A 21,757-nucleotide genomic window follows, 5' to 3' on the forward strand; every position below is an offset into this window, starting at 1 on the left:
GCCGAGAGGACCGGGAGGAGTGCGGAGCCGGAGCGGGAGGTGCGACCTACTGACCCGTCATGGGTTCGAGGTACAGCCACTTCCACGACTCCTTTCCGAGCGATCGTGGGGCAACCGTACCGGCGGCGTCCCAGGGCGCGGCCGGGTCGGGGTCGGAAGCGTCCGGGTAGGTGATCGTGCCGGTGTCGGGGTCGTAAAACGCGTCGGGCCGAGCGAAGGAGGTGCCGACGCGCGGCGGGACGTTCTGTGAGCCGCGCGGGTTGGACTTCGAGGCCGGGTCGGCGCAGCGGGCGTTGACGTTCATGCCCGGGTCGGTGAACCGCTCCTGCGGGGTACGACGGTGGGTCGACTGATAGCCGTTGGTGCACGGCACCGTGTCGGTGATGATGGCGCCGAAGTGGGCGTCGAACTTGCCCGTGCCCGGACTCTTCGACACCACGGTGAACCCGCCCTCGACCACGTAGGGGTAGACCACCAGGACCTGCTGGATGCCGTCGAGGTGCTTGACGACCGTCTCGCCGTTGGTCCGCAGGTTGTTGAGCAACGAACCGAGGTCGATGCGGTTGTCCTCGATGAACGTCCTGAGCTGGTTGGCCGCGAACGAGCCGTCGTCGATCAGCTTGCGCAGGTCGGGGTCGGCGTCGGCCAGGGTGCCGCTGAACAGGGACAGCTGGTCGGCGAACGTGCGCAGGTCGGACTGGGAGTCGATCTGGGTGTTGAGGACGGTGTTGCTGTCCTCGATGAGCTTGGTGGTGATGTCGAAGTTGTCGTCGGCGGTCTGGATGAAGGAGCTGCCGGTGTCGATGATCTGCTGCAGGTCCTGGCCGGTGCCGTCGAAGGCCTTGCCGAGCTCGCCGACGGTCGTGCGCAGGGCGTCCTGGTCAACCGAGCTCACCGTGTCGGAGAGGTCGGCCAGGATCGTCTCGGTCGCGATCGGCGTGCGGGTGTCGACCACCGGGATCTCGGAGCCCTGCTCGAGGACCGGACCGTCGTCGACCTTGGGCTGCAGCTCGACGAACTGCTCACCGACGGCCGACCGGTTGCCGACCGAGGCGATCGACTGCGACGGGATGTCGTCCCACTTGTCGTCGATCTTGAGGACGACGTCGACACCGTCCTGGGTCAGCTCGAGGCGGTCGACGATGCCGATGCCGACACCGCGGTAGGTCACCTCGGCGCCGGCGAAGATGCCGCCGGCCTCAGCGAAGTGAGCCGTCACCTCGAAGGTGGTGTCGCGCACCTTCTCGTCGAGTCGCGCGTACCGCGCCCCGACGAACGAGACACCGAGCAGCGTGATGATCACGAAGACCAGCAGCTGCACCTTGGTCCGACGGGTGATCATCGCAGCACCATTCCGGGGGTCAGGAGGCTCACCAGAGCCGGGTCGTAGACGGCCATGAGCTGGCCCAGCGTGGGCCCGCGGTCAGCACCTGTGGTGGCACCCACCGCCGGGCGGTTGAGCAGACCTCCGAGGCCGCCGACGCCACCGAGTCCGGGCAGCCCCGGCAGACCGCCCGTGCCGCCGCTGCCACCGTTGCCACCGGTCAGGCCACCGGTGACACCACCGAGAACCCCGCCCAGCACGTCGCAGATCGGGTTGTTGGGCGTGGCGTCGCAGACCGACTGCACCAGCCCCTGCAGGCAGCTGCGGGTGAAGTCGTCGGCGCAGGCAGCCAGGGCGTCCTGTGCGCCGGCGCAGAGGTCCTGGAAGTCGGGCAGCGGGCCGGTGTCCGGGATCGCGCTCAACGGGGTGCAGTCCACCCCCGGGATGTCTGGCAGGTCTCCGAGGTCGAGGTCGAGGCGGACGTCGAGGTTGGTGTAGTCGCCCATGTGCAGGTTGCGGGCCACCTGCGGATCACGACCGACGACCTCGTCGACGAACGGGTAGGTCAGGAACACGCTGAACGCATTGACGAGGTCGTCGCCAGCGTTGGCGAGCTGGGTGAGGGTCGGCTGGAGCTGGCGGATCGAGGTGATCGTGTCAGCCTTGGACCGGCGGATGACCCGCACCCCGACGTCGCCGAGACGGTCGAGCGCACCGAGCATGCGCACCAGGTCGTCGCGCTGGCGGTTGAGCGACAGCAGCGCGCTCGGCAGCTCCTCGAGCGCCAGGTCGATCTTGGGCTGCTGGGCCTTGACCTGCTTGGCCAGGCCGTTGAGCGACTCGATCGCGTCGACGATGTCGGTCTTGTTGGCGTCGAGCTGACCCATGAACGACGAGACCTGGGTCAGCAGCGAGCGCACGGAGTCCTCGCGGCCCTCGAGCGTGGCGTTGACCTCGCGCGCGATGGTGCGCAGCTTGTCGATGCCGCCGCCGTTGAGCAGCAGGCTGAGTGCGCCCAGCACCTCCTCGACCTCGGGGTTCTTGCCGGTGCTGGTGATCGGGATCGTGTCGCCGTCGGACAGCAGCGTGGTGGCGGCCCCGGTCGCGGGCGCGGCCAGCGAGACGAACTTCTCGCCGAGCAGGCTGGTCTGGCGCAGCGTCGCCGTGGCGTTGGCGGGCAGCTCGGTGTCACCCCGGATCTCGAGCTGGACGTCGGCGACGTAGGCCAGGCGCCCCGAGGAGTCCTTGGTGGACTTGACGTCGACCGACGTGACCTTGCCGATGGTGACGTCGTTGAGCTTGACGCTCGACTGCGGCACGAGGTCCAAGACGTTGCCGAACTCGACGGTGATGGTCATCGGGTCGTTCCCGACGTCGGCGCCGCCCGGCAGGGGCAGCTCGTAGACGTCGAAGTCGCAGCCCGAGAGCACCACGCTGCCGAGGACGATCGCGACGAGGGCGCGCACCAGGCGGTTCACTGGGAGCCTCCGGTCGTGGTGGTGGCGGGCACCAGGCCGCCGAGGGTGTTGTCGGACGACGCGGCGTAGAGCGACCCGGTTCCGGGTCCGAACGTCGCGGCGCGGGGCAGCGGCAGCGACTGGATGAGGTCGCAGATCGATCCGTCGGGGTCGTTGGCACTGACCAGTGCGCACAGCACGGCGCTGGGATTGCTCTGGATCTCGGTGAAGAGGTTGCCCACGTTGGCGTTGGTGTCGAGGGTGCCGGCATCGGGGTTGTAGGTGAGCTGGAGGTTGTTGAGCGCCAACGGGGCGATGCGAAGGGTCTCGTCGAGGGCGGCGCGCTGCTTGACCAGGACCTTGGCGACGCGGTCGATGCCCTTGATGTCGGTGCGCAGCACGTCGCGGTTGTCCTGGACGAACCGGCCGACCTCGTCGAGGGCCACCGCGAGGTACTTGATCGAGCCGGCCAGCTCTTGGCGCTCGTCGGCCAGCAGGGTGGACACCCGGCTCAACGAGTCGTTGAAGTCGCGCACCGTGGAGTCGTTGTCGGCCAGGGTGGTGATGAACTTCTGCAGCTCGGCCGCGGCGCCGAACAGCTCTTCCTTGTTGTTGTCGAGGGTGGTGCTCAGGCGACCGAAGTTCTTGATGGTCTGGTTGAACTGGTTGCCCTGGCCGCCGAAGTTGGCGGCGGTGACCTCGAGCAGGTCGCTGAGCGCTCCGTCGGCGTTGGCGCCGTTGGGGCCCAGGGCGACGGTGAGGCGGTCGAGGTTGGCGTAGATCTCGTCGAGCTCGAGCGGCACCGTGCTGTTGGCTTCGAGCACCGCGTTGGCCGACAGCTCCTTGCCACCGGTGTAGGCGGGGGTGACCTGGACGTAGCGGTCGCCGACGATGGCAGGCGAGATGAGCATGGCCTTGGCGTCGGCGGGCAGCTTGACCGAGGCGTCGTAGGTCATCTCCACCCGCACCCGGGTGCCGTCGGGGACGATCTTGTCGACCTTGCCGACCGAAACCCCCAGCACGCGGACGTCGCTGCCCTCGTAGAGGGAGACGGTGCGGGGGAAGTAGGCGACGAGCTTCTTGGGGTCGTCTCCCCCGCCGAACAGCGTGAAGCCGGCGATGGCCACGAGCGTGAGGATGATCAGGGGCGCCAGGGCGCGTTTGAGAACGTTCATCAGCCACGCGCTCCCAGGGTCGCATCGGGCACCGGCGGCAGGTTCTGGATGTAGGTGTCGAACCAGGGGCCGGTCCCGAGGGTGTTGGCGAACACCCGGTAGAACGGCGCCATCAGCCGCAGGCTGTTGTCGAGGTTGTCCTCGTTCTTGTTGATGACGTCGAGGACGGAGTCGAGCTGCGTGAGTGCCGGCTTGAGGTCGGCGCGCGAGTCGCGGATGAGCCTGGTCAGCTCGGTGGACAGCGTCTGCGTCGAGACCAGCAGCTGGTGCAGCTGGTCGCGGCGCTGCAGCAGCGCCTCGAAGAGGGTGTCGGAGTCCTTCATCAGCGCGATGATGTCGTCGTCGCGCGCGTCGAGCACCGTCGAGACCCGCTTGAGGTTGCCGAGCAGCGAGTTGATCTCGCCGTCGCGGTCGGCGAGGTTGGCCGAGAGCCGGGAGAGGCCGCTGAGGGCACCGCGGAACTCCTCGGGGGTGTTGCGGGTGAGGTCGGCCAGCACGGTGAGCGAGTTGCCGAGCTGGGTGGTGTCGATGTCGGTGGTCGAGCTGCCGTCACCGATGGTGTCGGCGAGGCCGCTGAAGGCGTCGATGACGTCGAACGGCTCGGCGGTGCGGTCGGCCGGGATCGTCGACCCCGCCTTCAGCTGGTCGTCACCGGCCGGCTCGAGCGCCAGGTACATGGAGCCCAGCAGCGTCTTGACCTTGATGGCGGCGCCGGTGTCCTTGCCGAATTGCTCGTCGGACGTGATCTTGAAGGTCACCTTGACCTGGGCGCCGTCGAGCTCGACGGACTTCACCACTCCGACGCGCACGCCGGCCATCCGGACCTCGTCCTGGGCTTGCAGGCCGCCGGTGTCCTCGAACATGGCGTAGTAGGTGTCGCCACCGCCGATCAGCGGGAGGTCCTGGGCCCGGAACGCGGCGAGCAGGAGCATGGCGATGACCGCCAGGCTCAGCGCGCCGATGATCACGGGGTTGCGCTCGCGAAAGGGCTTCATCCGAGGTCACACCTTTCGCCACCGAAGTTGGACGGGGCACTGACGGGCACGACGCCCAGACCGGGCACGGTCACGTCTCCCTCGAAGTTGCACAGGTAGAAGTTGAACCACGAGCCGTAGGCGGCGGTCCGGCCGATCTTGTCGAGCTTGATCGGCAGCACCTGCAGCGCGCGGTCGAGCTCGCGCTTGTTGCGGTCGATGGTGGCGGTCAGGCGCCGCAGCTGCTTGATGTCCTCGACGAACGGCGGACGTACGCCCTTGACCAGGTCGGCGGTCTGGACCGAGAGCTGGGTGATCTGGTCGAAGGAGTCGAGGATGGCCCGCCGGTCGTCCTTGAGGCCGGACACGAGGGTCCGGAAGTTCTGGATCAGCGCGGTGAGCTGCGTGTCGCGGTCGGCGACGTGGTCCAGGACGTAGTCGAGGTTGTCGATGAGCTGACCGATGACTGCGTCGCGGTCGGCCAGGGTGTCGGTGACCGAGGCGGTGCTCGACAGCAGCCCCTCGAGGGTGCCGCCCTCACCCTGGAAGACCTGGATCACCTCGTAGGACAGCTTGTTGACGTCGTCGGGCGACAGCGCGCGGAACAGCGGCTTGAAGCCGTTGAAAAGCTGGGTGAGGTCGAGGGCCTCCTCGGTGCGCGAGGCCGGGATGGTCTCGCCCGGCTCGAGGATGCCGGGCTCGCCGGCACCCTGGCTCAGCGACACGTAGCGCTGGCCCACGAGGTTGCGGTAGCGCAGCGCTGCGTAGGTCGACTGCGTCAGCTCGGTGCCCTTCTCGACGGTGAAGGAGACCTCGGCCATCTTGACCGGCCCGGCAGCGTCGTCGCCGTCGATGACGCGGATGTCCTTGACCGTGCCGACCTTGACGCCGGCGATGCGCACGTCGTCGCCCTTGACGACGCCGGTGGCGTCGGTGAACACGGCCTTGTAGTCGCGGCTGCCCTGGAAGCTGATGTTGCCGATGACGATCACGAGCAGGCCGGTGGCCAGGATCGTGACCAGCATGAAGACGACGAGCTTGCTGGCGTCGCCTGAGGTCTTCTTGTCGAGGAGCTTCATCGCGTGCTCACCTCGGATCCTCGGGCCATGGGGCTCATCAGCAGGGGGCCGAGGTCGGGGACCTGGGCCGGGGGGACGCCGAGCCCGGGAGACATGAGCCGGCGGTAGAGGTCGTACTCGCCGGTGCTGCCCTGGGAGCTCTGGCCGTCGCGCAGCAGGTAGCCGGTGGCGACCCGGTCGGTGCCCTTGCCGGTGGGCTCGTCGACACCGTCGTTGAAATTGGGGACGCGACGCACCGGGTTGGCCTGCGACCACGGCGGGTTGGGCAGGTTGAGGCAGGTCGGCCCACGGTTCTCGGCGATACGAGGGACGTCGTTGACGTTGTAGGGGCGGGGCTGGCGCGGGAGCGTCTCGAGGACGATGTGGAGGCGGAAGTTGCGGAACGCCTCGGCCTGCAGGCGGCCGGCCCGCACGATGCCCCCGGTGAGGCAGGGGAACTCGGTGGAGTAGCGCGCCAGCACCTGCAGGGTCGGGGCGCTGACCTCGCCGAGGCGAACGATGTTGTCCTCGTTGTCGGCCAGGAAGGTGCGCGCGGTGTCGGAGAAGCCCGCGACGTCGTTGAAGAGCGCGTTGAGCTTGGCCTCGCGGTCCTCGAGGGTGCCGGTCGTGGTGACGGTGTTCTCGAGCACCTCGCCGACCTCGGGAAGGATCTCGTTGTAGATGTCGGCGGTGTCGGAGGTCAGCCGCAGGTCCTCGACGAGCTCGGGGATGCGCGGGTTGAGGCGCTTGAGGTAGGCGTCGAGCGTCTGCAGGCTGTCACCGAGCTGCTCCCCCCGGCCCTCGAGGGCGGTGGCCAGCGCGGTCAGCGTCATGTTGATCTCGGTGGGCTGGACCGTCTGCAGCAGCGGGTAGAGGTCGGAGAGGACCTTCTCGACCTCGGTCGGGACCTTGGTCTTCTCGATGACGTCGCCGGTGGCCAGGGTGCCCGAGCGGTCGTCGGGGATGACCAGGGAGACGTACTTCTCGCCGAAGAGCGTCTTGGGCACGATCGAGCCGGTCACGTTGGCCGGGATCTCGTCGATCTTGTCGGGGTAGATGCCGAGGGTGACCTTGGCGCCGGACGACGTCGCGCTGTAGCGCAGGACCTCGCCGACCTGGACGCCGCGCACCTTGATGTCGGCCCGCACCGGCAGCTGCAGGCCGATGGAGGAGGTCTCGAGGGTGACCTCGTCGTAGTCGCTGAACTTCTTGGTGAAGATCGCGTAGGTGAGGTAGACGCCACCGACGAGCATCGCCAGGAAGACGATGCCCAGGAGTCGGGCGTTGAGGAGCACGCGCTTCACCCGGTCACCCTGCCAATCTGACGGTCGTGGTGGTGCCCCAGATGGCCATCGACAAGAACAGGTCGATGACGTTGACCGCGACGATGCTCGACCGTACGGCACGACCCACCGCGACACCTACGCCGGCGGGGCCACCCGAGGCGTTGTAGCCGTAGTAGCAGTGGATCAGGATGACGACCACCGAGAAGACCAGCACCTTGCCGAAGGACCACAAGACGTCGCCCGGTGGCAGGAACACGTTGAAGTAGTGGTCGTAGGCACCGGCGCTCTGCCCGTAGAACTGGGTCACGACGAGCCGGCTCGCGACGTAGGACGACAGCAGCCCCACGACGTAGAGGGGGACGATCGCGATCAGGCCGCCGACGATCCGGGTGGTGACGAGGAACTGCATCGACGGGATGGCCATCACCTCGAGGGCGTCGACCTCCTCGGAGATGCGCATGGCGCCCAGCTGGGCGGTGAAGCCGCAGCCCACCGTCGCCGCGAGCGCGATGCCGGAGACCAGCGGCGCGATCTCACGGGTGTTGAAGTAGGCCGACACGAAGCCGGCGTAGACGGAGGTGCCGAGCTGGTCGAGGGCGGCGTAGCCCGAGAGACCGACCTGGGCGCCGGTGAAGAAGGTCATGCCGAGGATGACGCCGACGGTGCCGCCGATGACGGCCAGCGACCCCGAGCCGAGGGTGACCTCGGCCAGGATCCGCATGATCTCCTTGGGGTAGCGCACGATCGACTTGGGGGTCGCGGCGAGCGCACGCAGGTAGAACGCGAGCTGACCGCCGAGGTCGTCGATGGAGGTGAGCGGCCTCTGGTAGACCGCCTTGAGGTTGGCCATGGCTAACCGCCCTTCGGTGGCACGAGCTGGAGGTAGATCGTGCTGAGGACGAAGTTGACGACGAACAGCAGCAGGAACGTGATGACCACGGACTCGTTGACCGCGTCGCCGACGCCCTTGGGGCCGCCGCCGGCGTTCATGCCCTTGTAGGCAGCCACCACAGCAGCGATCAGGCCGAAGATCAGGGACTTGATCAGGCCGATGTAGAGGTCGGGCAGCTGCGCCAGCGCGGTGAAGCTCGCGATGTAGGCGCCGGGGGTGCCGTCCTGCAGGATCACGTTGAAGACGTAACCACCGGCCACGCCGACCACGCTGACCAGGCCGTTGAGGAAGAACGCCACCAGCATGCAGGCGAGCACGCGGGGCACGACCAGGCGCTGGATCGGGTCGATGCCGAGCACCATCATCGCGTCGAGCTCTTCGCGGATCTTGCGGGCTCCGAGGTCGGCGGCGATGGCCGAGCCGCCCGCGCCCGCGATCAGCAGGGCTGTGGCGATCGGACCCGCCTGCTGGATGACGGCGAGCACGGAGGCGGAGCCGGTGAAGGACTGGGCACCGAACTGCTTGATGAGGCCACCGACCTGCAGCGCGATGACGGCGCCGAACGGGATGGCGACCAGGGCCGTGGGCACGATCGTGACCGAGGCGATGAACCAGGCCTGCTGCAGGAACTCGCGCAGCTGGAAGGGGCGGCGGAACAGGCCGCGCACGACGTCGAGGGCGAAGGCGAAGAGCTTGCCCGCGGTGCCGACGGGGCGCAGGACGCGCGCCGACGTGAGAGATGCCATCTGGTGCTCAGACCCCCGGGGCCAGGCCGGCGTTGGCGCTCTGGAACGAGCCGGGAGGCGGCGTGACGCCGTTCTCGCGGCACCACGAGCCGGGCTCGCGCTGGCTGCGACGCGGGATGCCGTTGGACGGCTCGAGCTGCATCGGGATCGGCGGCAGCGGCGGCAGCTCCTGGCCGGACTCGGCGGCCAGCTCGTCGGCGTCCTTCTCCTCCGACATGCCGATCGGTCCCACCCGCTGGGCGTTGAGGAACTGCCGCACCACGGGCTCCTCCGAGCTCAGCAGCATCTCGCGCGGCCCGAACATCGCCAGGTGGCGGTGGTAGAGCAGCCCGATGTTGTCGGGCACCGTGCGCGCGGTGTTGATGTCGTGGGTCACGATCAGGAACGTCGCGTCGATCTGGGCGTTGAGGTCGACGATCAGCTGGTTGAGGAACGCCGTGCGCACCGGGTCCAGGCCCGAGTCGGGCTCGTCGAACAGCACGATCTCGGGGTCGAGCACCAGCGCCCGGGCCAGGCCCGCGCGCTTGCGCATGCCGCCAGAGATCTCACCGGGCAGCTTGTCCTCGGCACCGAGCAGACCGACCAGGTCCATCTTCTCCATGACGACCTCGCGGACCTCGGACTCCGACTTCTTGGTGTGCTCGCGCAGCGGGAAGGCGACGTTGTCGTAGAGGTTCATCGACCCGAACATCGCGCCGTCCTGGAACAGCACGCCGAACAGCTTGCGGATCTCGTAGAGCTCCTTCTCGGGGCACGAGGCGATGTCGGTGCCCTCGATGATCACCGAGCCCCGGTCGGGCTTCAGCAGCCCGATCAGGGTCTTCAGGAGCACCGACTTGCCGGTGCCCGACGGACCCAGCATCACGCAGATCTCGCCGGCCGGGACGGTCAGGCTGACGTCTCCCCAGATGAGCTGTTTGCCGAACGACTTGGTGAGATTCTCGATCTTGATCTCAACACCCATGGAAGTCCTTCTCTCGACCTGGTTCGGCGCACACGCCTGGGAGCAGTCGGAGGCCATCGGCTGCTGTGGTGCGGGGGGGTGCGGCTGCCACCGCAGCACCCACGAGTAACAACGGCCTCGTCGCCGCGAGGTTACGCGGGTTTGTGCGTGACGTCACGTTTACGCCAGATGCCGATACGGACCCGTGACACGGGCTCCCACCTGCGACAACAGGCTCCGAACGCAACGAGGCGACCACCCCCGATGGGGATGGTCGCCTCGGTGTCTCGACGTGTTGGGGCTAGGACGAGGTCCTAGTCCGTCACGCGCAGCAGGTCACTTGAGGGTGACGGTCGCTCCGGCGCCCTCGAGGGTCTCCTTGGCCTTGTCGGCCGTGGCCTTGTCGACCTTCTCCAGGACGGCCTTGGGGGCGGCCTCGACCAGCTCCTTGGCCTCCTTGAGACCGAGCGAGGTGAGGGCACGCACCTCCTTGATGACGTTGATCTTCTTGTCACCGGCAGCCTCGAGGACGACGTCGAACTCGTCCTGCGCGGCGGCCTCGTCGGCACCACCGGCGGCGCCGCCGGCGGCCGGGGCGGCGGCCACGGCGACGGGGGCGGCGGCGGTGACGCCGAAGGTCTCCTCGAACTGCTTCACGAACTCGGAGAGCTCGATCAGGGTCATCTCCTTGAAAGCCTCAAGGAGCTCGTCGGTGCTGAGCTTCGCCATGGTGGCGTTCCTTCCAATCGGTGGTACGCCGCCGCGGGTGCGGCGTACCGGGTTTCAGGTGGTGTGGTCAGCCTGGGATCAGGCGTCGGTGGTCTCGGCCTCGTCGGCTGCGACCTCGGTCGCCTCCGCGGCGGGAGCGTCCTGCGACGCCTCCTCCGCGGGGGTCTCCTCGGCTGCGGCCTCCGCGACCGGGGCCTCCTCGGCGGCGGCGGGCGTACCCGCACCACCTGCGAGGATCGAGGGGTCCTCCTCGGCCTTGGCCTGCAGCGCACCCGCGAGACGGGCGGCCTGGGCCAGAGGCGCGTTGAGGAGGTAGACGGCCTGGGAGAGCGACGCGAGCATGGCGCCCGCGAGCTTGCCCAGGAGCACCTCGCGCGACTCGAGATCGGCCAGCTTGGCGATCTCCTTCGCGTCGAGGATGTTGCCGTCGAGGACTCCACCCTTGATGACAAGGGCGGGGTGAGCCTTGGCAAAGTCACGCAGACCCTTGGCCGCCTCGACCACGTCACCGCTGATGAAGGCGATGGCGGTCGGGCCGGTGAGCAGGTCGTCGAAGCCGCTGATGCCCACCTGGTTGGCGGCGATCTTGGCCAGCGTGTTCTTGACCACGGCGTAGCTGGCGTTCTCACCCAGGGAGCGGCGCAGGTCCTGCAGCTCCTTGACGGTGAGACCGCGGTACTCGGTCAGCACGGCACCGGCGGCATCGTTGAAGGACTCAACGATCTCCGCGACGGCGGCGTTCCTGTCTGCCCGCGCCATGGGTCTCCTTCCGGACGGTGAGACCGCCCCCGGCGACCGCGGAGAACGACGAACGCCCTGAGCGCGGGGCTCAGGGCGTGAGGGTCCGAGACGGACCTGGGGCTCTGAATCCTGCGCGGGCCGTCCACATCTCTGCGGCACCTTCGGTCGGACTGCATGCACAGCCTGACAACCGGCGGTCTCTGGTTTCTGGACCGAACACTACGGGTGGTCCCTGCCAGCCCCAAATCGACGACGGCCCGCCCGGCTCGAGGGAGCGGGGCGGGCCGACGTGGGAGGGTCGGGGGAGGCTCAGGCCTCGCCCTCCTCCTCGGAGGCGATGTTGCGCGTGCGGTTGGGGTCGACCTGGATGCCGGGGCCCATCGTCGTGGAGACGGTGACCTTGCGGACGTAGCGGCCCTTGGAGCTGGCCGGCTTGAGCCGCAGCACCTCCTCGAGGGCGGCGGCGTAGTTCTCGGCCAGCGCGGCCTCGGAGAACGACGCCTTGCCGATGATGAAGTGGAGGTTGGCGTGGCGGTCGACGCGGAACTCGATCTTGCCGCCCTTGATGTCGGTCACGGCCTTGGCCGGGTCGGGGGTGACGGTGCCGGTCTTGGGGTTGGGCATGAGGCCACGGGGACCGAGCACGCGGCCCAGGCGACCGACCTTGCCCATCATGTCGGGGGTCGCGACGACGGCGTCGAAGTCGAGCCAGCCGCCGGCGACCTTGTCGATGAGCTCGTCGCCACCGACGATGTCGGCGCCGGCAGCGGTGGCGGCCTCGGCCTTGTCACCGTTGGCGAACACCAGGACGCGGGCGGTCTTGCCGGTGCCGTGGGGCAGGTTGACGGTGCCGCGCACCATCTGGTCGGCCTTGCGGGGGTCGACGCCCAGGCGCATGACGACGTCGAGGGTCTCGTCGAACTTCTTCTTCGACGCGGCCTTGGCGAGCTTGATGGCGGTGAGCGGGGCATAGAGCTCGTCCTTGTCGAACGTCTCGGCCGCCGCGCGGTAGGTCTTGCTGCGCTGCATGTCTGTCTCTTCTCTACGAGGATGTGGTCGTTGTGAGCCAGCGCGGCTCTGCCACGGGTGCTGGGTGGGGCAGGGTCACTCGGTGGTGACGCCCATCGATCGGGCGGTGCCCTCGACGATCTTCATCGCGGCGTCGATGTCGTTGGCGTTGAGGTCGGGGAGCTTGGTGGTCGCGATCTCGCGCACCTGGTCCTTGGTCAGCTTGCCGACCTTGTCCTTGTGCGGGACGCCCGAGCCCTTCGACAGACCGGCGGCCTTCTTGATCAGCTCAGCAGCCGGCGGGGTCTTGGTGATGAACGTGAACGAGCGGTCCTCGTAGATGGTGATCTCGACGGGGATGACGTTGCCACGCATGGACTCGGTCTGGGCGTTGTAGGCCTTGCAGAAGTCCATGATGTTGACACCGTGCGGACCGAGGGCGGTACCGACCGGCGGAGCCGGCGTCGCGGCGCCGGCCTGGAGCTGCACCTTGACGAGGGCAGCGATCTTCTTCTTCGGGGGCATGCTTCTCTTCTTTCTCTGTGGTCATGACGAGGACGTCGGTCCTCTGCCACCGGGGTGTTTCGACTAACAAGTATGAGGAGACCTCGCGGCCGGGACTAATCCGCAGGCTCCGTCCGTTCAGACGCGCTGGATCTGGTTGAAGCTCAGCTCGACCGGGGTCTCGCGCCCGAAGATCTCGACCAGGGCCTTGACCCGCTGGGCCTCGGCGTTGATCTCGGTGATCGTCGCGTGCAGCGTGGCGAAGGGGCCGTCGACCACCATCACCGAGTCGGAGATCGAGAAGTCGGCGACCTCGATGGGCTTCTTGGCCGTGGTGGCCGACCCACCGGGGCTCGAGGTGCCGGCCGCGGCGGCGGCGACCTCGGCCGCGGCTTGAACGGCGGGGGCGAGCATGTTCTCGACCTCGTCCATGAGCAGCGGGACGGGCTGGTGGCTGTTGCCGACGAAGCCGGTCACCGACGGCGTGTGACGCACCGTGGACCAGGACTCGTCGGTGAGGTCCATGCGGACCAGGACGTAGCCGGGGTGCGAGGGGCGCTTGCGGGTGCGGCGCTGGCCGTTCTTGATCTCGACGATGTCGGCCATCGGGACCACGATCTCGTGGATGTAGTCCTCCATGTTGAGCGACACGATGCGGTTCTCGAGGTTGGACTTCACCCGGTTCTCCATACCGGAGTAGGTGTGAACCACGAACCAGTCACCGGGCTTGGCCCACAGCTCGCGTCGGAACGCCTCGAGAGGGTCCTCGTCGACGACCTCCGCGCTCTCGTCGTCGACCTCGCCGGCCTCGAGCGTGTCGACGGTCTCGTCGACGGCGTCGGCGGCGACCTCGTCGGCCACCTCGCCCTCGGCCTCGACCAGGTCGGCGACGGGCTCGTCACCCTCGAGCCCGAGGACGTCGTCGTCGGTGTCGACCTCGGCCGGGGCGGTGCCCTCGGCCGCGCCCTCGGTGGGGAGGATCTCGTCGGACCCGAGGGTCTCGTCGGTGGTCTGGATCTCGGACTCGCCGAGGTCGGCGACCGGCTCGTCGTACTGCTCGGACACGGGGTGCTCCATCAGTTGCTGTCGGGTGTGGCGTGGCACGGGCTCAGCCGCGCCGGGGCGGTCAGACGCCGCCGCTGCCGTCGAAGATCGCGAAGGCCAGCTTGCCGAACCCGACGTCGAGGGCCGAGACGATGGCCATCATGACGAGGACGAACACCATCACCACGATGAAGTAGGTGACGAGCTGCTCCTGCGTCGGGTAGACGACCTTGCGGAGCTCGGCGACGACCTGCCGGTAGAACGTCGGGATGCTGGTGCGCTTGCGCGCGTCACCGGACCTGTCGTCCCGGGAACCGCGGACCGCGCTGCTGTCCGACACGCCACTCACCTCTCGCCGTACCTCGTCGATCGAGCCCGACCAGGGTGGTCGAGTGCTGCTGGGTCCTGCTGGGTCCTGCTGGGGTCTTGCAGGGCACGAGGGACTTGAACCCCCAACCTTCGGTTTTGGAGACCGATGCTCTGCCAGTTGAGCTAGTGCCCTCCGACGACCTCCGTCAGCTCCGGCGTCCCGGTGACGGGCACGGCAAAGCATCGTGGAGATCCACCAGTCGTGGAGTCTACGTCGTGGCGGTGAGCCGCGTCCAAATGTGTCCTGCGCCGGGGGTGTCCCGAACGTGTCTCTACGATGGTCGACATGACCTCGAGCCCCCGCGACAGACGAGTCTCCGCACGCATCGGCGCGATCGCCGAGTCGGCCACGTTGAAGGTCGACGCCAAGGCGAAGGCGCTGAAGGCGGAGGGCCGGCCGGTCATCGGCTTCGGTGCCGGGGAGCCCGACTTCCCCACGCCCGACTACATCGTCGAGGCCGCGGTCGCCGCGTGCCGTGACCCCAAGAACCACCGCTACACCCCCGCCGGGGGGCTCCCCGAGCTCAAGCAGGCGATCGCCGACAAGACCCGGCGCGACAGCGGGCTCGACGTCGAGCCCTCGCAGGTGCTGGTCACCAACGGCGGCAAGCAGGCGATCTACGCGGCGTTCGCGGCGATGATCGACCCCGGCGACGAGGTGATCGTGCCGGCGCCGTACTGGACGACCTACCCCGAGGCCATCCAGCTGGCAGGCGGTGTCGCCGTCGAGGTGCTGGCCGACGAGACCCAGGACTACAAGGTCACCGTCGAGCAGCTCGAGGCCGCGCGCACCGACCGGACCAAGGTGCTGCTGTTCGTCTCCCCGTCCAACCCGACCGGCGCGGTCTACACCGCCGACGAGATCCGCGCCATCGGCCAGTGGGTCGAGGACCACGACCTGTGGGTGCTGTGCGACGAGATCTACGAGCACCTCGTCTACGACGCCGTCGACGGGCAGAGTGACACCGGGTCGATGCCGGTCCTGTGCCCGTTCCTGCAGGACAACTGCGTCGTGGTCAACGGCGTCGCCAAGACCTACGCGATGACCGGCTGGCGCGTCGGTTGGATGATCGGTCCGAAGGACCTGGTCAAGGCCGCGACCAACCTGCAGAGCCACGCGACCTCCAACGTCGCCAACGTCTCGCAGCGCGCCGCGCTCGCCGCGGTCGAGGGCGACCTGGCCGCGGTCGACGAGATGAAGGTGGCCTTCGACCGCAGGCGCCGGACGATCGTGCGGATGCTCAACGAGATCGACGGGGTCGTCTGCCCGATGCCGGGCGGGGCCTTCTACGCCTACCCCTCGGTCAAGGGCCTGCTCGGCCAGGACTACGCCGGCCGGCGCATCGACACCTCCGCCGAGCTGGCCGAGTACATCCTCGAGACCGCCGAGGTCGCGGTGGTCCCCGGCGAGGCGTTCGGCTCCCCCGGCTACCTGCGGCTGTCCTACGCACTGGGCGACGACGACATCGTCGAAGGCATCACTCGCCTGCAGAAGCTCTTCAGCTAAGGAATGCACCGCGACCTCCACACGCTGCCCAAGGCGCACCTGCACCTGCACTTCACGGGCTCGATGCGTCACCAGACGCTGCTCGAGCTGGCCGAGCGTGACGGGCTCGCGCTGCCCGACTCGCTGGTCTCGCAGTGGCCGCCGCAGCTGAGCGTCGCCGACGAGAAGGGCTGGTTCCGTTTTCAGCGGCTCTACGACGTCGCCCGGTCGGTGCTGCGCACCGAGGACGACGTACGACGCCTGGTCCGGGAGGCGGCCGAGGACGACGTGCGCGACGGTGGTCGGTGGCTCGAGATCCAGGTCGACCCCAGCGGGTACGCCGCGCGGTTCGGCGGCATCACCGCGTTCACCGACCTCGTGCTCGACTGCGTGCGCGACGCGGCCGAGAGCACCGGCCTCGGCATCGGGGTCGTGATCGCGGCCAACCGCACCCGCCACCCGCTCGACGCCCGCACGCTGGCCCGGCTGGCCGCCCAGTACGCCGGGCGCGGCGTCGTCGGCTTCGGGCTCTCCAACGACGAGCGGCGCGGCCGCACCGCCGACTTCGCCGCGGCGTTCACGATCGCCGAGCGGGCCGGGCTCGCACTGGTGCCCCACGGCGGCGAGCTGCGCGGGCCCGACCACGTGAAGACCTGCCTCGACGCCCTGCGCGCCGACCGGCTCGGCCACGGCGTCCGCTCGGCCGAGGACCCCGCCCTGCTGTCGCGCATCGTCGACGCCGACGTGGCCCTCGAGGTCTGCCCGGTCTCCAACGTGGCCCTCGGCGTCTACAGCGACCTCACCTCGGTGCCGCTGCCGACCTTGCTCGAGGCCGGCGCCACGATCGCGCTCGGGGCCGACGACCCGCTGCTGTTCGGGTCGCAGCTCGCCGCGCAGTACGCCACGATGCGCGCCGCCCACGACCTCGACGACGCGACCCTGGCCGAGCTGGCCCGGATGTCGCTGCGCGCCTCGCGTGCCCCCGACGAGCTGCGGGCGGCCGCTCTCGCCGACGTCGACGCCTGGGCGACGTCCGGTCCGACGCACGACCTCGCCGCGCCGGTGACATGATCCGGCCATGACGCAGCCGCCCGACGAGAGCCCCGACTTCCTCGAGGGGCCGGTGTCACCCTCCGGCGAGCAGCCGTCCTACGGCGGAGAGCCGACCGGCCCCACTCACCCCTACGCCTCGCCGCCCGCGCCCGGCTACGCGCCGTACGCCCCGGCCCCGGGCATGGCGGGCTACCCGTTCGCCCAGGCCCACGGCGGCGCCAACGTCGCGATGGGCCTCGGCATCGCCAGCGTGGTCTGCGCGGTGCTCACCCCGTTCGTGTGCGTCACGATGCCCGGCATCCTCACCGGCCCGTTCGCGATCGCGCTGGCCGTGCGCGCACGCAAGGAGATGAGCCAGCAGCCCGGGCTCTACCACAACGCCGGCGCCGCCACCGCCGGGCTGGTGACCGGCATCATCGGCACCGTCCTGGGCCTGCTGATGATCGCGTTGGTCGTCTTCGTCGTCGGAGTCCTCTTCTCGTTCGGTCCCTGACCCGCCTCAGAGGTCGCAGCCGACGAGGACCGGCTCGTTGACCAGCGTGATCCCGTACGCCGAGCGGACGCCGTCACGCACCGCGCGGGCCAGCGCCAGCAGCTCGTCGGTGCTCGCCCCACCGCGGTTGGTGAGGGCCAGCGTGTGCTTGCCCGAGACCGCGGCCCGGGCGCCGTCAGCCACGGCGTAGCCCTTGGTGAAGCCCGCGTGCTCGATGAGCCAGGCGGCGCTGGTCTTGACCAGCCCGTCGTCGGCCGGCCAGGAGGGGGCACCGTCGGGCACCTGGGCGGCCGGCAGCAACGGGTTGGTGAAGAACGAGCCGGCGCTCCACGTGTCGTGGTCGGAGGGGTCGAGGACCATCCCCTTGCCGCGGCGCAGCCCGAGCACCCCCGACCGCACCTCGCCGAGCGGCGCCCGCTGCCCGGGCTCGACCCCGAGGGTGCGGGCGAGCTCGGCGTAGGCGACCGGGGCGCCGAGGGCTGCGGGACCGGCGGCCGGGCCGCCGACGGAGAGCTGGAAGGTGACGTCGAGGACGACGTAGCGGCCGGGGTCGGCCTTGAAGCGCGAGTGGCGGTAGCCGAAGCCGCAGTCGGGACCGGCGAAGCTGCGCACGCCGCGCATGCGGCGGTCCCAGGCCCGCACCCGGGCGACGGTCTGGGCGACCTCCTGGCCGTAGGCGCCGACGTTCTGGACCGGGGTCGCGCCGACCGACCCGGGGATGCCCGAGAGCGCCTCGACGCCGACCCAGCCGCGCTCGACGGCGTGGGCGACGAAGGCGTCCCAGTCCTCGCCCGCGGCCACGGTGACGAGCACTCCCCCGCAGGTGGGGTCGCTGCCCTCGTGGTCGGCGGTGACGCCGCGCGTGGCGACCTCGACGACGGTGCCGTCGAAGCCGGCGTCGGCGACGACCAGGTTGCTCCCGCCGCCCAGCACGAGCACGGGCTCGCCGGCCACGTCGGCGCGGCCGACCGCCTCGACCAGCTCGGACTCGGTGGTGGCCGTGACCCAGCGGCGGGCGGGACCGCCGAGGCGCAGCGTGGTGTGGTCGCGCAGGAGCTCAGTCACGCAGCGTCACCTGGCAACGACCCAGGACGGTGACACCCTCGCAGGTGACCGTGACCGCGAGGGTGCGGTCGTCCTTGCGCACGCCGCTGACCTCGACGTCGACGCCCTCCACGGGCACGACGACGGGCTTGGTGAACTTCGCCCCGATGGTCGCGATCCGCCCCCGCTCGCCGACCTGCTCGTCGACGTAGCGGGCGGCCAGGGCCAGGGTGTACATCCCGTGGGCGATGACGCCCGGAAGCCCGACCGCGCGGGCGACCTGCTCGTCCTGGTGGATCGGGTTGTGGTCACCACTCGCCGCGGCGTAGGCGACCAGCGCCTCGCGGGTGACCCGGTAGGTCACGGCGGCCAGCGCGTCGCTCACGAGCCCTCCTCGGGGCCCCGGTGGACCAGGGTGGCGGTGCCGGTGCACACCAGCGCCCCGTCGGCGTCGGTGACCTCGCTGCTGGTGGCGATGATGTCGTTGCCGCCGATCGAGCGCACGCTCGCGACGCTCAGGGCGACGGTGAGCACGTCACCGGGCACCACGGGCCGCTCGTGGCGGAACTCCTGGGCACCGTGGACGATGCGCGACAGGTCGAGGGCCTCGGCCTCGAGGAACCCCATCATCGCCGTGAAGGCCGGCACGATCGGGTAGGTCGCCGGCGCCGGACCTGCGTCGTACGACGCCCCGGTGGCCTCCACGAACGTGCGGACGGAGTCGGTGGTGACCTCGTGGGGCGGGGCCGGCGGATAGCTGCGGCCGACGATCTCGGGGTCCAGAGGCATGAGTCGAACCTAGCGGTTCGCGCAGGCCCCGCCGAACGCGAAAGACCCGCCGTCCCGGTGCGGGAGGCGGGTCGTCCGACGACGGCGGTGCGGTGTCAGCGGGTCTCGCGGTGCGCGGTGTGCTTGCGGCAGCGCGGGCAGAACTTGTTGAGCTCGAGCCGGTCGGGGTCGTTGCGCCGGTTCTTCTTGGAGATGTAGTTGCGCTCCTTGCACTCGGTGCAGGCGAGCGTGATCTTGGGGCGGACGTCTGAGGACTTGCTGGCCACGATGGTTCCTCTGCCGGACTGGATGTGATGGATGCTTCGGGAAGTGCTGGTAGCGGGAGCGGGACTCGAACCCGCGACACCACGATTATGAGTCGTGTGCTCTAACCACCTGAGCTACCCCGCCGTGGTGCGAGTGGTGAGAGCCCCTTTACGGAATCGAACCGTAGACCTTCTCCTTACCATGGAGACGCTCTGCCGACTGAGCTAAAGGGGCAACGACGAAGAACGATACACATGGGTCCGACCAACCGTGAAATCGGTCCCGGATCCCTGTCGCTGAGCGGGTCCGCGGCGCCCGTGGCGAACGCGGTCGCGGTGCGGCAGGAGCGTGGTCTCAGGGCTGCAGTACGGCGAACGGGCGCGCCTCCTCGAGCTCGTAGGCGAGCTCGAGCAGCACCGACTCGTGGCCGGCCCCGGCGCCGAGCATCATCCCGACCGGGAGCCCCTCGGCCGAGGTCGCCAGCGGCAGCGAGATGGCCGGGTCGCCGGTCGCGTTCTGCCACGGCGTGAACGCGACCCACTCGCGCAGCCGCTCGATGACGGTCTCGTAGGGCTGGGTGGGGTCGAGGTGGCCCAGGCGGGGCGTGACCGCGCCCAGGGTGGGCGTCAGCGTGACGTCGTAGGACGTGTGGAAGGCGGCCGCGAGTGAGGTCGACCGCTTCAGCCGCCGCACCGCCCCGGGCAGCCGGTGCAGCTGGCGGGTGGCGTGGCGCGCGAGGCCGTGGGTGAGGTTGTCGAGCCGGGTGGGGTCCCAGGTGCGCCCGTGGTGGCGGCGCCCGGTGCGCACCAGGAACAGCGCCAGCGTGGCCCAGTAGAGCAGGAAGTCGTCGGCGAAGTCGTCGGGCGCCGGCGCCCGGACCTCGTCGACGCGGTGGCCGAGCTCCTCGAGCAGCGCGGCCGTCCTGCGGGTGAGGTCGGCGACCTCCGGGGAGGCCCCGGCACCCGCGCCGGTCGTGTCGAGCGCCACCCGCAGGCGCTTGCGCCCGGGGCGGGTGATGTCGCCGACCGGCGGCAGCGACAGGTTGCGGTAGACGTGCTCGGCCTCGCGGAAGAAGGCGGCGGTGTCGCGCACGCTGCGGGTGAGCACACCGTCGGCGACGATGCGCACCGGCATCTCGCGCAGCGTCTTGTCCTGCGCCAGCCGGCCCCGGGTGGGCTTGAGCCCGACGAGCCCGTTGACCGCGGCGGGGATGCGGATGGAGCCGCCACCGTCGTTGGCGTGGGCGAGCGGGAGCGCCCCCGAGGCCACCAGGGCGGCCGCGCCGGCCGACGAGGCGCCGGCCGGGTGGTCCAGCGACCACGGCGAGCGGACCGGCCCGAGGCGGGGGTGCTCGGCGACGGCCGAGAAGCCGTACTCGGACAGCTGGCTCTTGCCCAGCGCGACCAGGCCGGTCGCGAGGTACATCCGGGCGAAGTCACCGTCGGACCGCGCCGGTCGACCGACCCAGGCGTCGGCACCCTCGCGCGTCGGCATGCCCGCGACGTCGCAGTTGTCCTTGACCACGGTCGGGACGCCGGCGAAGAACCCGCCGCGCGGGTCGCGCGCCTCGACGCGGGCCCGGTCGAAGGCGGTGAAGGCCATGGCGCCGAGGTGCTCGTCGACGGCCTGCACGCGGGCGACGGCCGCCTCGACCACCTCGACGACCCCGACCTCGCCGCCCTGGATCGCGGCCACCAGGCCGATCGTGTCGAGCGCGCCCAGGGCGTCGTCGGTGACCGCGCTGACGCGGCGTGCGGGCTCCATGGGCCAGGACGCTAGCGGGCCGACGCTGCCCTGCGGAAGCAGTCGTCGAGGTGCGGGTCGAACAGGCCGACGGCCTCCATCAGCGCATACATCGTGGTGGGTCCGACGAAGACGAACCCGGCCTTCTTCAGCGCCTTCGACAACGCCGCGGACTCGGTCGACGTGGTGGGCATCGCGTCGGTGTCGGCGTAGGTCGGCGGCTGCGCCGGTGCGTAGGACAGCACGAACGCCTCGAGCCCGACACCCTCGCGCAGCCCGAGCGTCGCCCGGGCGTTGGTGACCGCCGCCGAAATCTTGAGGCGGTTGCGCACGATCCGTGCGTCCTGCATGAGGCGGGCCTGGTCGGCGTCGTCGAAGGCCGCGACGAGCTCCGCGTCGAAGCCGCGGAAGACCTCGCGGAACGCCTCGCGCTTGGCGAGGATGGTCGACCAGGACAGCCCGGACTGGAAGGCCTCGAGGGTCAGTCGTTCGAGGTAGGCCGACTCGCCGTGGACGCGGGCGCCCCACTCGGTGTCGTGGTAGTCGCGCATCGGCCCGGGTGCGGCACCGGCCCAGGGGCAGCGTGCGACGCCGTCGTCACCGACCAGTGGTCCCATGCCCCGATCCTGCCCGATCGGGCCCTCTATGCTGCG

The 21,757-nt window shown here is 69.7% G+C and carries 24 protein-coding genes and 3 tRNA genes; 3 read left to right on the forward strand and 24 right to left on the reverse strand.

Annotated elements, in window-relative coordinates:
• Positions 1–46: 46 nt before the first annotated feature.
• The 16 genes from FZC61_RS00130 to FZC61_RS00205 all read right to left on the reverse strand — a co-directional run bounded on the left by FZC61_RS00130 (position 47) and on the right by FZC61_RS00205 (position 14,383).
• Complete coding sequence (locus FZC61_RS00130; protein WP_148611280.1) at positions 47–1,342, reverse strand: MCE family protein; 1,296 nt, start codon at positions 1,340–1,342, stop codon at positions 47–49.
• Complete coding sequence (locus tag FZC61_RS00135; RefSeq protein ID WP_148611282.1) at positions 1,339–2,802, reverse strand: MCE family protein; 1,464 nt, start codon at positions 2,800–2,802, stop codon at positions 1,339–1,341. Before FZC61_RS00135 ends, FZC61_RS00130 begins: the two co-directional genes overlap by 4 nt.
• Entirely contained in the window at positions 2,799–3,956 is a 1,158-nt protein-coding gene (locus FZC61_RS00140; protein ID WP_170285910.1) for an MCE family protein, read from the reverse strand. Before FZC61_RS00140 ends, FZC61_RS00135 begins: the two co-directional genes overlap by 4 nt.
• Positions 3,956–4,951, reverse strand: coding sequence for an MCE family protein (locus tag FZC61_RS00145; protein WP_148611286.1), 996 nt, complete (start codon positions 4,949–4,951; stop codon positions 3,956–3,958). The genes FZC61_RS00140 and FZC61_RS00145 overlap by 1 nt, the downstream gene beginning before the upstream one ends.
• Positions 4,948–6,009, reverse strand: coding sequence for an MCE family protein (locus FZC61_RS00150; RefSeq protein ID WP_148611288.1), 1,062 nt, complete (start codon positions 6,007–6,009; stop codon positions 4,948–4,950). Before FZC61_RS00150 ends, FZC61_RS00145 begins: the two co-directional genes overlap by 4 nt.
• On the reverse strand, positions 6,006–7,292 hold the full coding sequence (locus FZC61_RS00155; protein ID WP_246142447.1) for an MCE family protein: 1,287 nt from the start codon (positions 7,290–7,292) through the stop codon (positions 6,006–6,008). Before FZC61_RS00155 ends, FZC61_RS00150 begins: the two co-directional genes overlap by 4 nt.
• A 4-nt stretch (positions 7,293–7,296) precedes the next feature.
• Positions 7,297–8,124: an MlaE family ABC transporter permease gene (locus FZC61_RS00160; RefSeq protein WP_148611290.1), complete on the reverse strand. Its 828-nt coding sequence runs from the start codon at positions 8,122–8,124 to the stop codon at positions 7,297–7,299.
• Between the two features lie 2 nt (positions 8,125–8,126).
• Positions 8,127–8,912, reverse strand: a complete 786-nt coding sequence (locus FZC61_RS00165; RefSeq protein WP_148611292.1) for an MlaE family ABC transporter permease — start codon at positions 8,910–8,912, stop codon at positions 8,127–8,129.
• A 7-nt stretch (positions 8,913–8,919) separates the two neighbouring features.
• Positions 8,920–9,876 carry an ABC transporter ATP-binding protein gene (locus FZC61_RS00170; protein WP_148611294.1) on the reverse strand — a complete coding sequence of 319 codons (957 nt, stop codon included), beginning with the start codon at positions 9,874–9,876 and terminating at the stop codon, positions 8,920–8,922.
• Between the two features lie 315 nt (positions 9,877–10,191).
• Complete coding sequence (rplL, locus tag FZC61_RS00175; protein WP_148611297.1) at positions 10,192–10,584, reverse strand: 50S ribosomal protein L7/L12; 393 nt, start codon at positions 10,582–10,584, stop codon at positions 10,192–10,194.
• 78 nt (positions 10,585–10,662) lie between these two features.
• Complete coding sequence (gene rplJ, locus FZC61_RS00180) at positions 10,663–11,343, reverse strand: 50S ribosomal protein L10 (RefSeq protein ID WP_148611301.1); 681 nt, start codon at positions 11,341–11,343, stop codon at positions 10,663–10,665.
• A 291-nt stretch (positions 11,344–11,634) separates the two neighbouring features.
• On the reverse strand, positions 11,635–12,354 hold the full coding sequence (rplA, locus tag FZC61_RS00185) for a 50S ribosomal protein L1 (protein WP_148611305.1): 720 nt from the start codon (positions 12,352–12,354) through the stop codon (positions 11,635–11,637).
• 75 nt (positions 12,355–12,429) lie between these two features.
• Positions 12,430–12,858 (reverse strand): 50S ribosomal protein L11, encoded by a 429-nt coding sequence (rplK, locus tag FZC61_RS00190; protein ID WP_148611308.1) that lies wholly within the window; start codon positions 12,856–12,858, stop codon positions 12,430–12,432.
• A gap of 117 nt (positions 12,859–12,975) precedes the next feature.
• Positions 12,976–13,914: a transcription termination/antitermination protein NusG gene (gene nusG, locus FZC61_RS00195; protein ID WP_425465802.1), complete on the reverse strand. Its 939-nt coding sequence runs from the start codon at positions 13,912–13,914 to the stop codon at positions 12,976–12,978.
• A 49-nt stretch (positions 13,915–13,963) separates the two neighbouring features.
• Positions 13,964–14,221, reverse strand: coding sequence for a preprotein translocase subunit SecE (secE, locus tag FZC61_RS00200; protein WP_170285911.1), 258 nt, complete (start codon positions 14,219–14,221; stop codon positions 13,964–13,966).
• A gap of 89 nt (positions 14,222–14,310) precedes the next feature.
• A tRNA-Trp gene (locus FZC61_RS00205) sits at positions 14,311–14,383 on the reverse strand.
• 153 nt (positions 14,384–14,536) lie between these two features.
• On the opposite strand from FZC61_RS00205, the gene FZC61_RS00210 reads away from it, so the two are divergent.
• The 3 genes from FZC61_RS00210 to FZC61_RS00220 are packed head-to-tail and all read left to right on the forward strand — an operon-like array spanning position 14,537 to position 17,282.
• On the forward strand, positions 14,537–15,757 hold the full coding sequence (locus FZC61_RS00210) for a pyridoxal phosphate-dependent aminotransferase (protein WP_211357021.1): 1,221 nt from the start codon (positions 14,537–14,539) through the stop codon (positions 15,755–15,757).
• Positions 15,758–15,760: 3 nt separating this feature from the next.
• Positions 15,761–16,807: an adenosine deaminase gene (locus FZC61_RS00215; RefSeq protein WP_148611314.1), complete on the forward strand. Its 1,047-nt coding sequence runs from the start codon at positions 15,761–15,763 to the stop codon at positions 16,805–16,807.
• 7 nt (positions 16,808–16,814) lie between these two features.
• Positions 16,815–17,282: a DUF4190 domain-containing protein gene (locus tag FZC61_RS00220; protein WP_148611317.1), complete on the forward strand. Its 468-nt coding sequence runs from the start codon at positions 16,815–16,817 to the stop codon at positions 17,280–17,282.
• Between the two features lie 6 nt (positions 17,283–17,288).
• Here the strand turns inward: FZC61_RS00220 and FZC61_RS00225 are convergent, their stop codons facing one another.
• The 8 genes from FZC61_RS00225 to FZC61_RS00260 all read right to left on the reverse strand — a co-directional run bounded on the left by FZC61_RS00225 (position 17,289) and on the right by FZC61_RS00260 (position 21,721).
• Positions 17,289–18,347: a UDP-N-acetylmuramate dehydrogenase gene (locus FZC61_RS00225; protein ID WP_148611320.1), complete on the reverse strand. Its 1,059-nt coding sequence runs from the start codon at positions 18,345–18,347 to the stop codon at positions 17,289–17,291.
• Complete coding sequence (locus tag FZC61_RS00230; protein ID WP_148611323.1) at positions 18,340–18,711, reverse strand: MaoC/PaaZ C-terminal domain-containing protein; 372 nt, start codon at positions 18,709–18,711, stop codon at positions 18,340–18,342. The genes FZC61_RS00225 and FZC61_RS00230 overlap by 8 nt, the downstream gene beginning before the upstream one ends.
• A complete protein-coding gene (locus tag FZC61_RS00235; protein ID WP_148611325.1) occupies positions 18,708–19,115 on the reverse strand; it encodes an FAS1-like dehydratase domain-containing protein in 408 nt (135 codons plus the stop codon). The genes FZC61_RS00230 and FZC61_RS00235 overlap by 4 nt, the downstream gene beginning before the upstream one ends.
• Positions 19,116–19,210: 95 nt before the next feature.
• A complete protein-coding gene (gene rpmG / locus FZC61_RS00240; protein ID WP_170285913.1) occupies positions 19,211–19,381 on the reverse strand; it encodes a 50S ribosomal protein L33 in 171 nt (56 codons plus the stop codon).
• Between the two features lie 47 nt (positions 19,382–19,428).
• Positions 19,429–19,505, reverse strand: a tRNA-Met gene (locus tag FZC61_RS00245).
• Between the two features lie 17 nt (positions 19,506–19,522).
• Positions 19,523–19,595: transfer RNA gene (locus FZC61_RS00250), tRNA-Thr, on the reverse strand.
• A 120-nt stretch (positions 19,596–19,715) separates the two neighbouring features.
• A complete protein-coding gene (locus FZC61_RS00255) occupies positions 19,716–21,125 on the reverse strand; it encodes an amidase (protein ID WP_148611329.1) in 1,410 nt (469 codons plus the stop codon).
• An 11-nt stretch (positions 21,126–21,136) separates the two neighbouring features.
• Positions 21,137–21,721, reverse strand: coding sequence for a DNA-3-methyladenine glycosylase I (locus tag FZC61_RS00260; protein WP_148611331.1), 585 nt, complete (start codon positions 21,719–21,721; stop codon positions 21,137–21,139).
• Positions 21,722–21,757: the final 36 nt, after the last annotated feature.

The organism is Nocardioides rubriscoriae (assembly GCF_008087085.1).
Lineage (GTDB): Bacteria > Actinomycetota > Actinomycetes > Propionibacteriales > Nocardioidaceae > Nocardioides > Nocardioides rubriscoriae.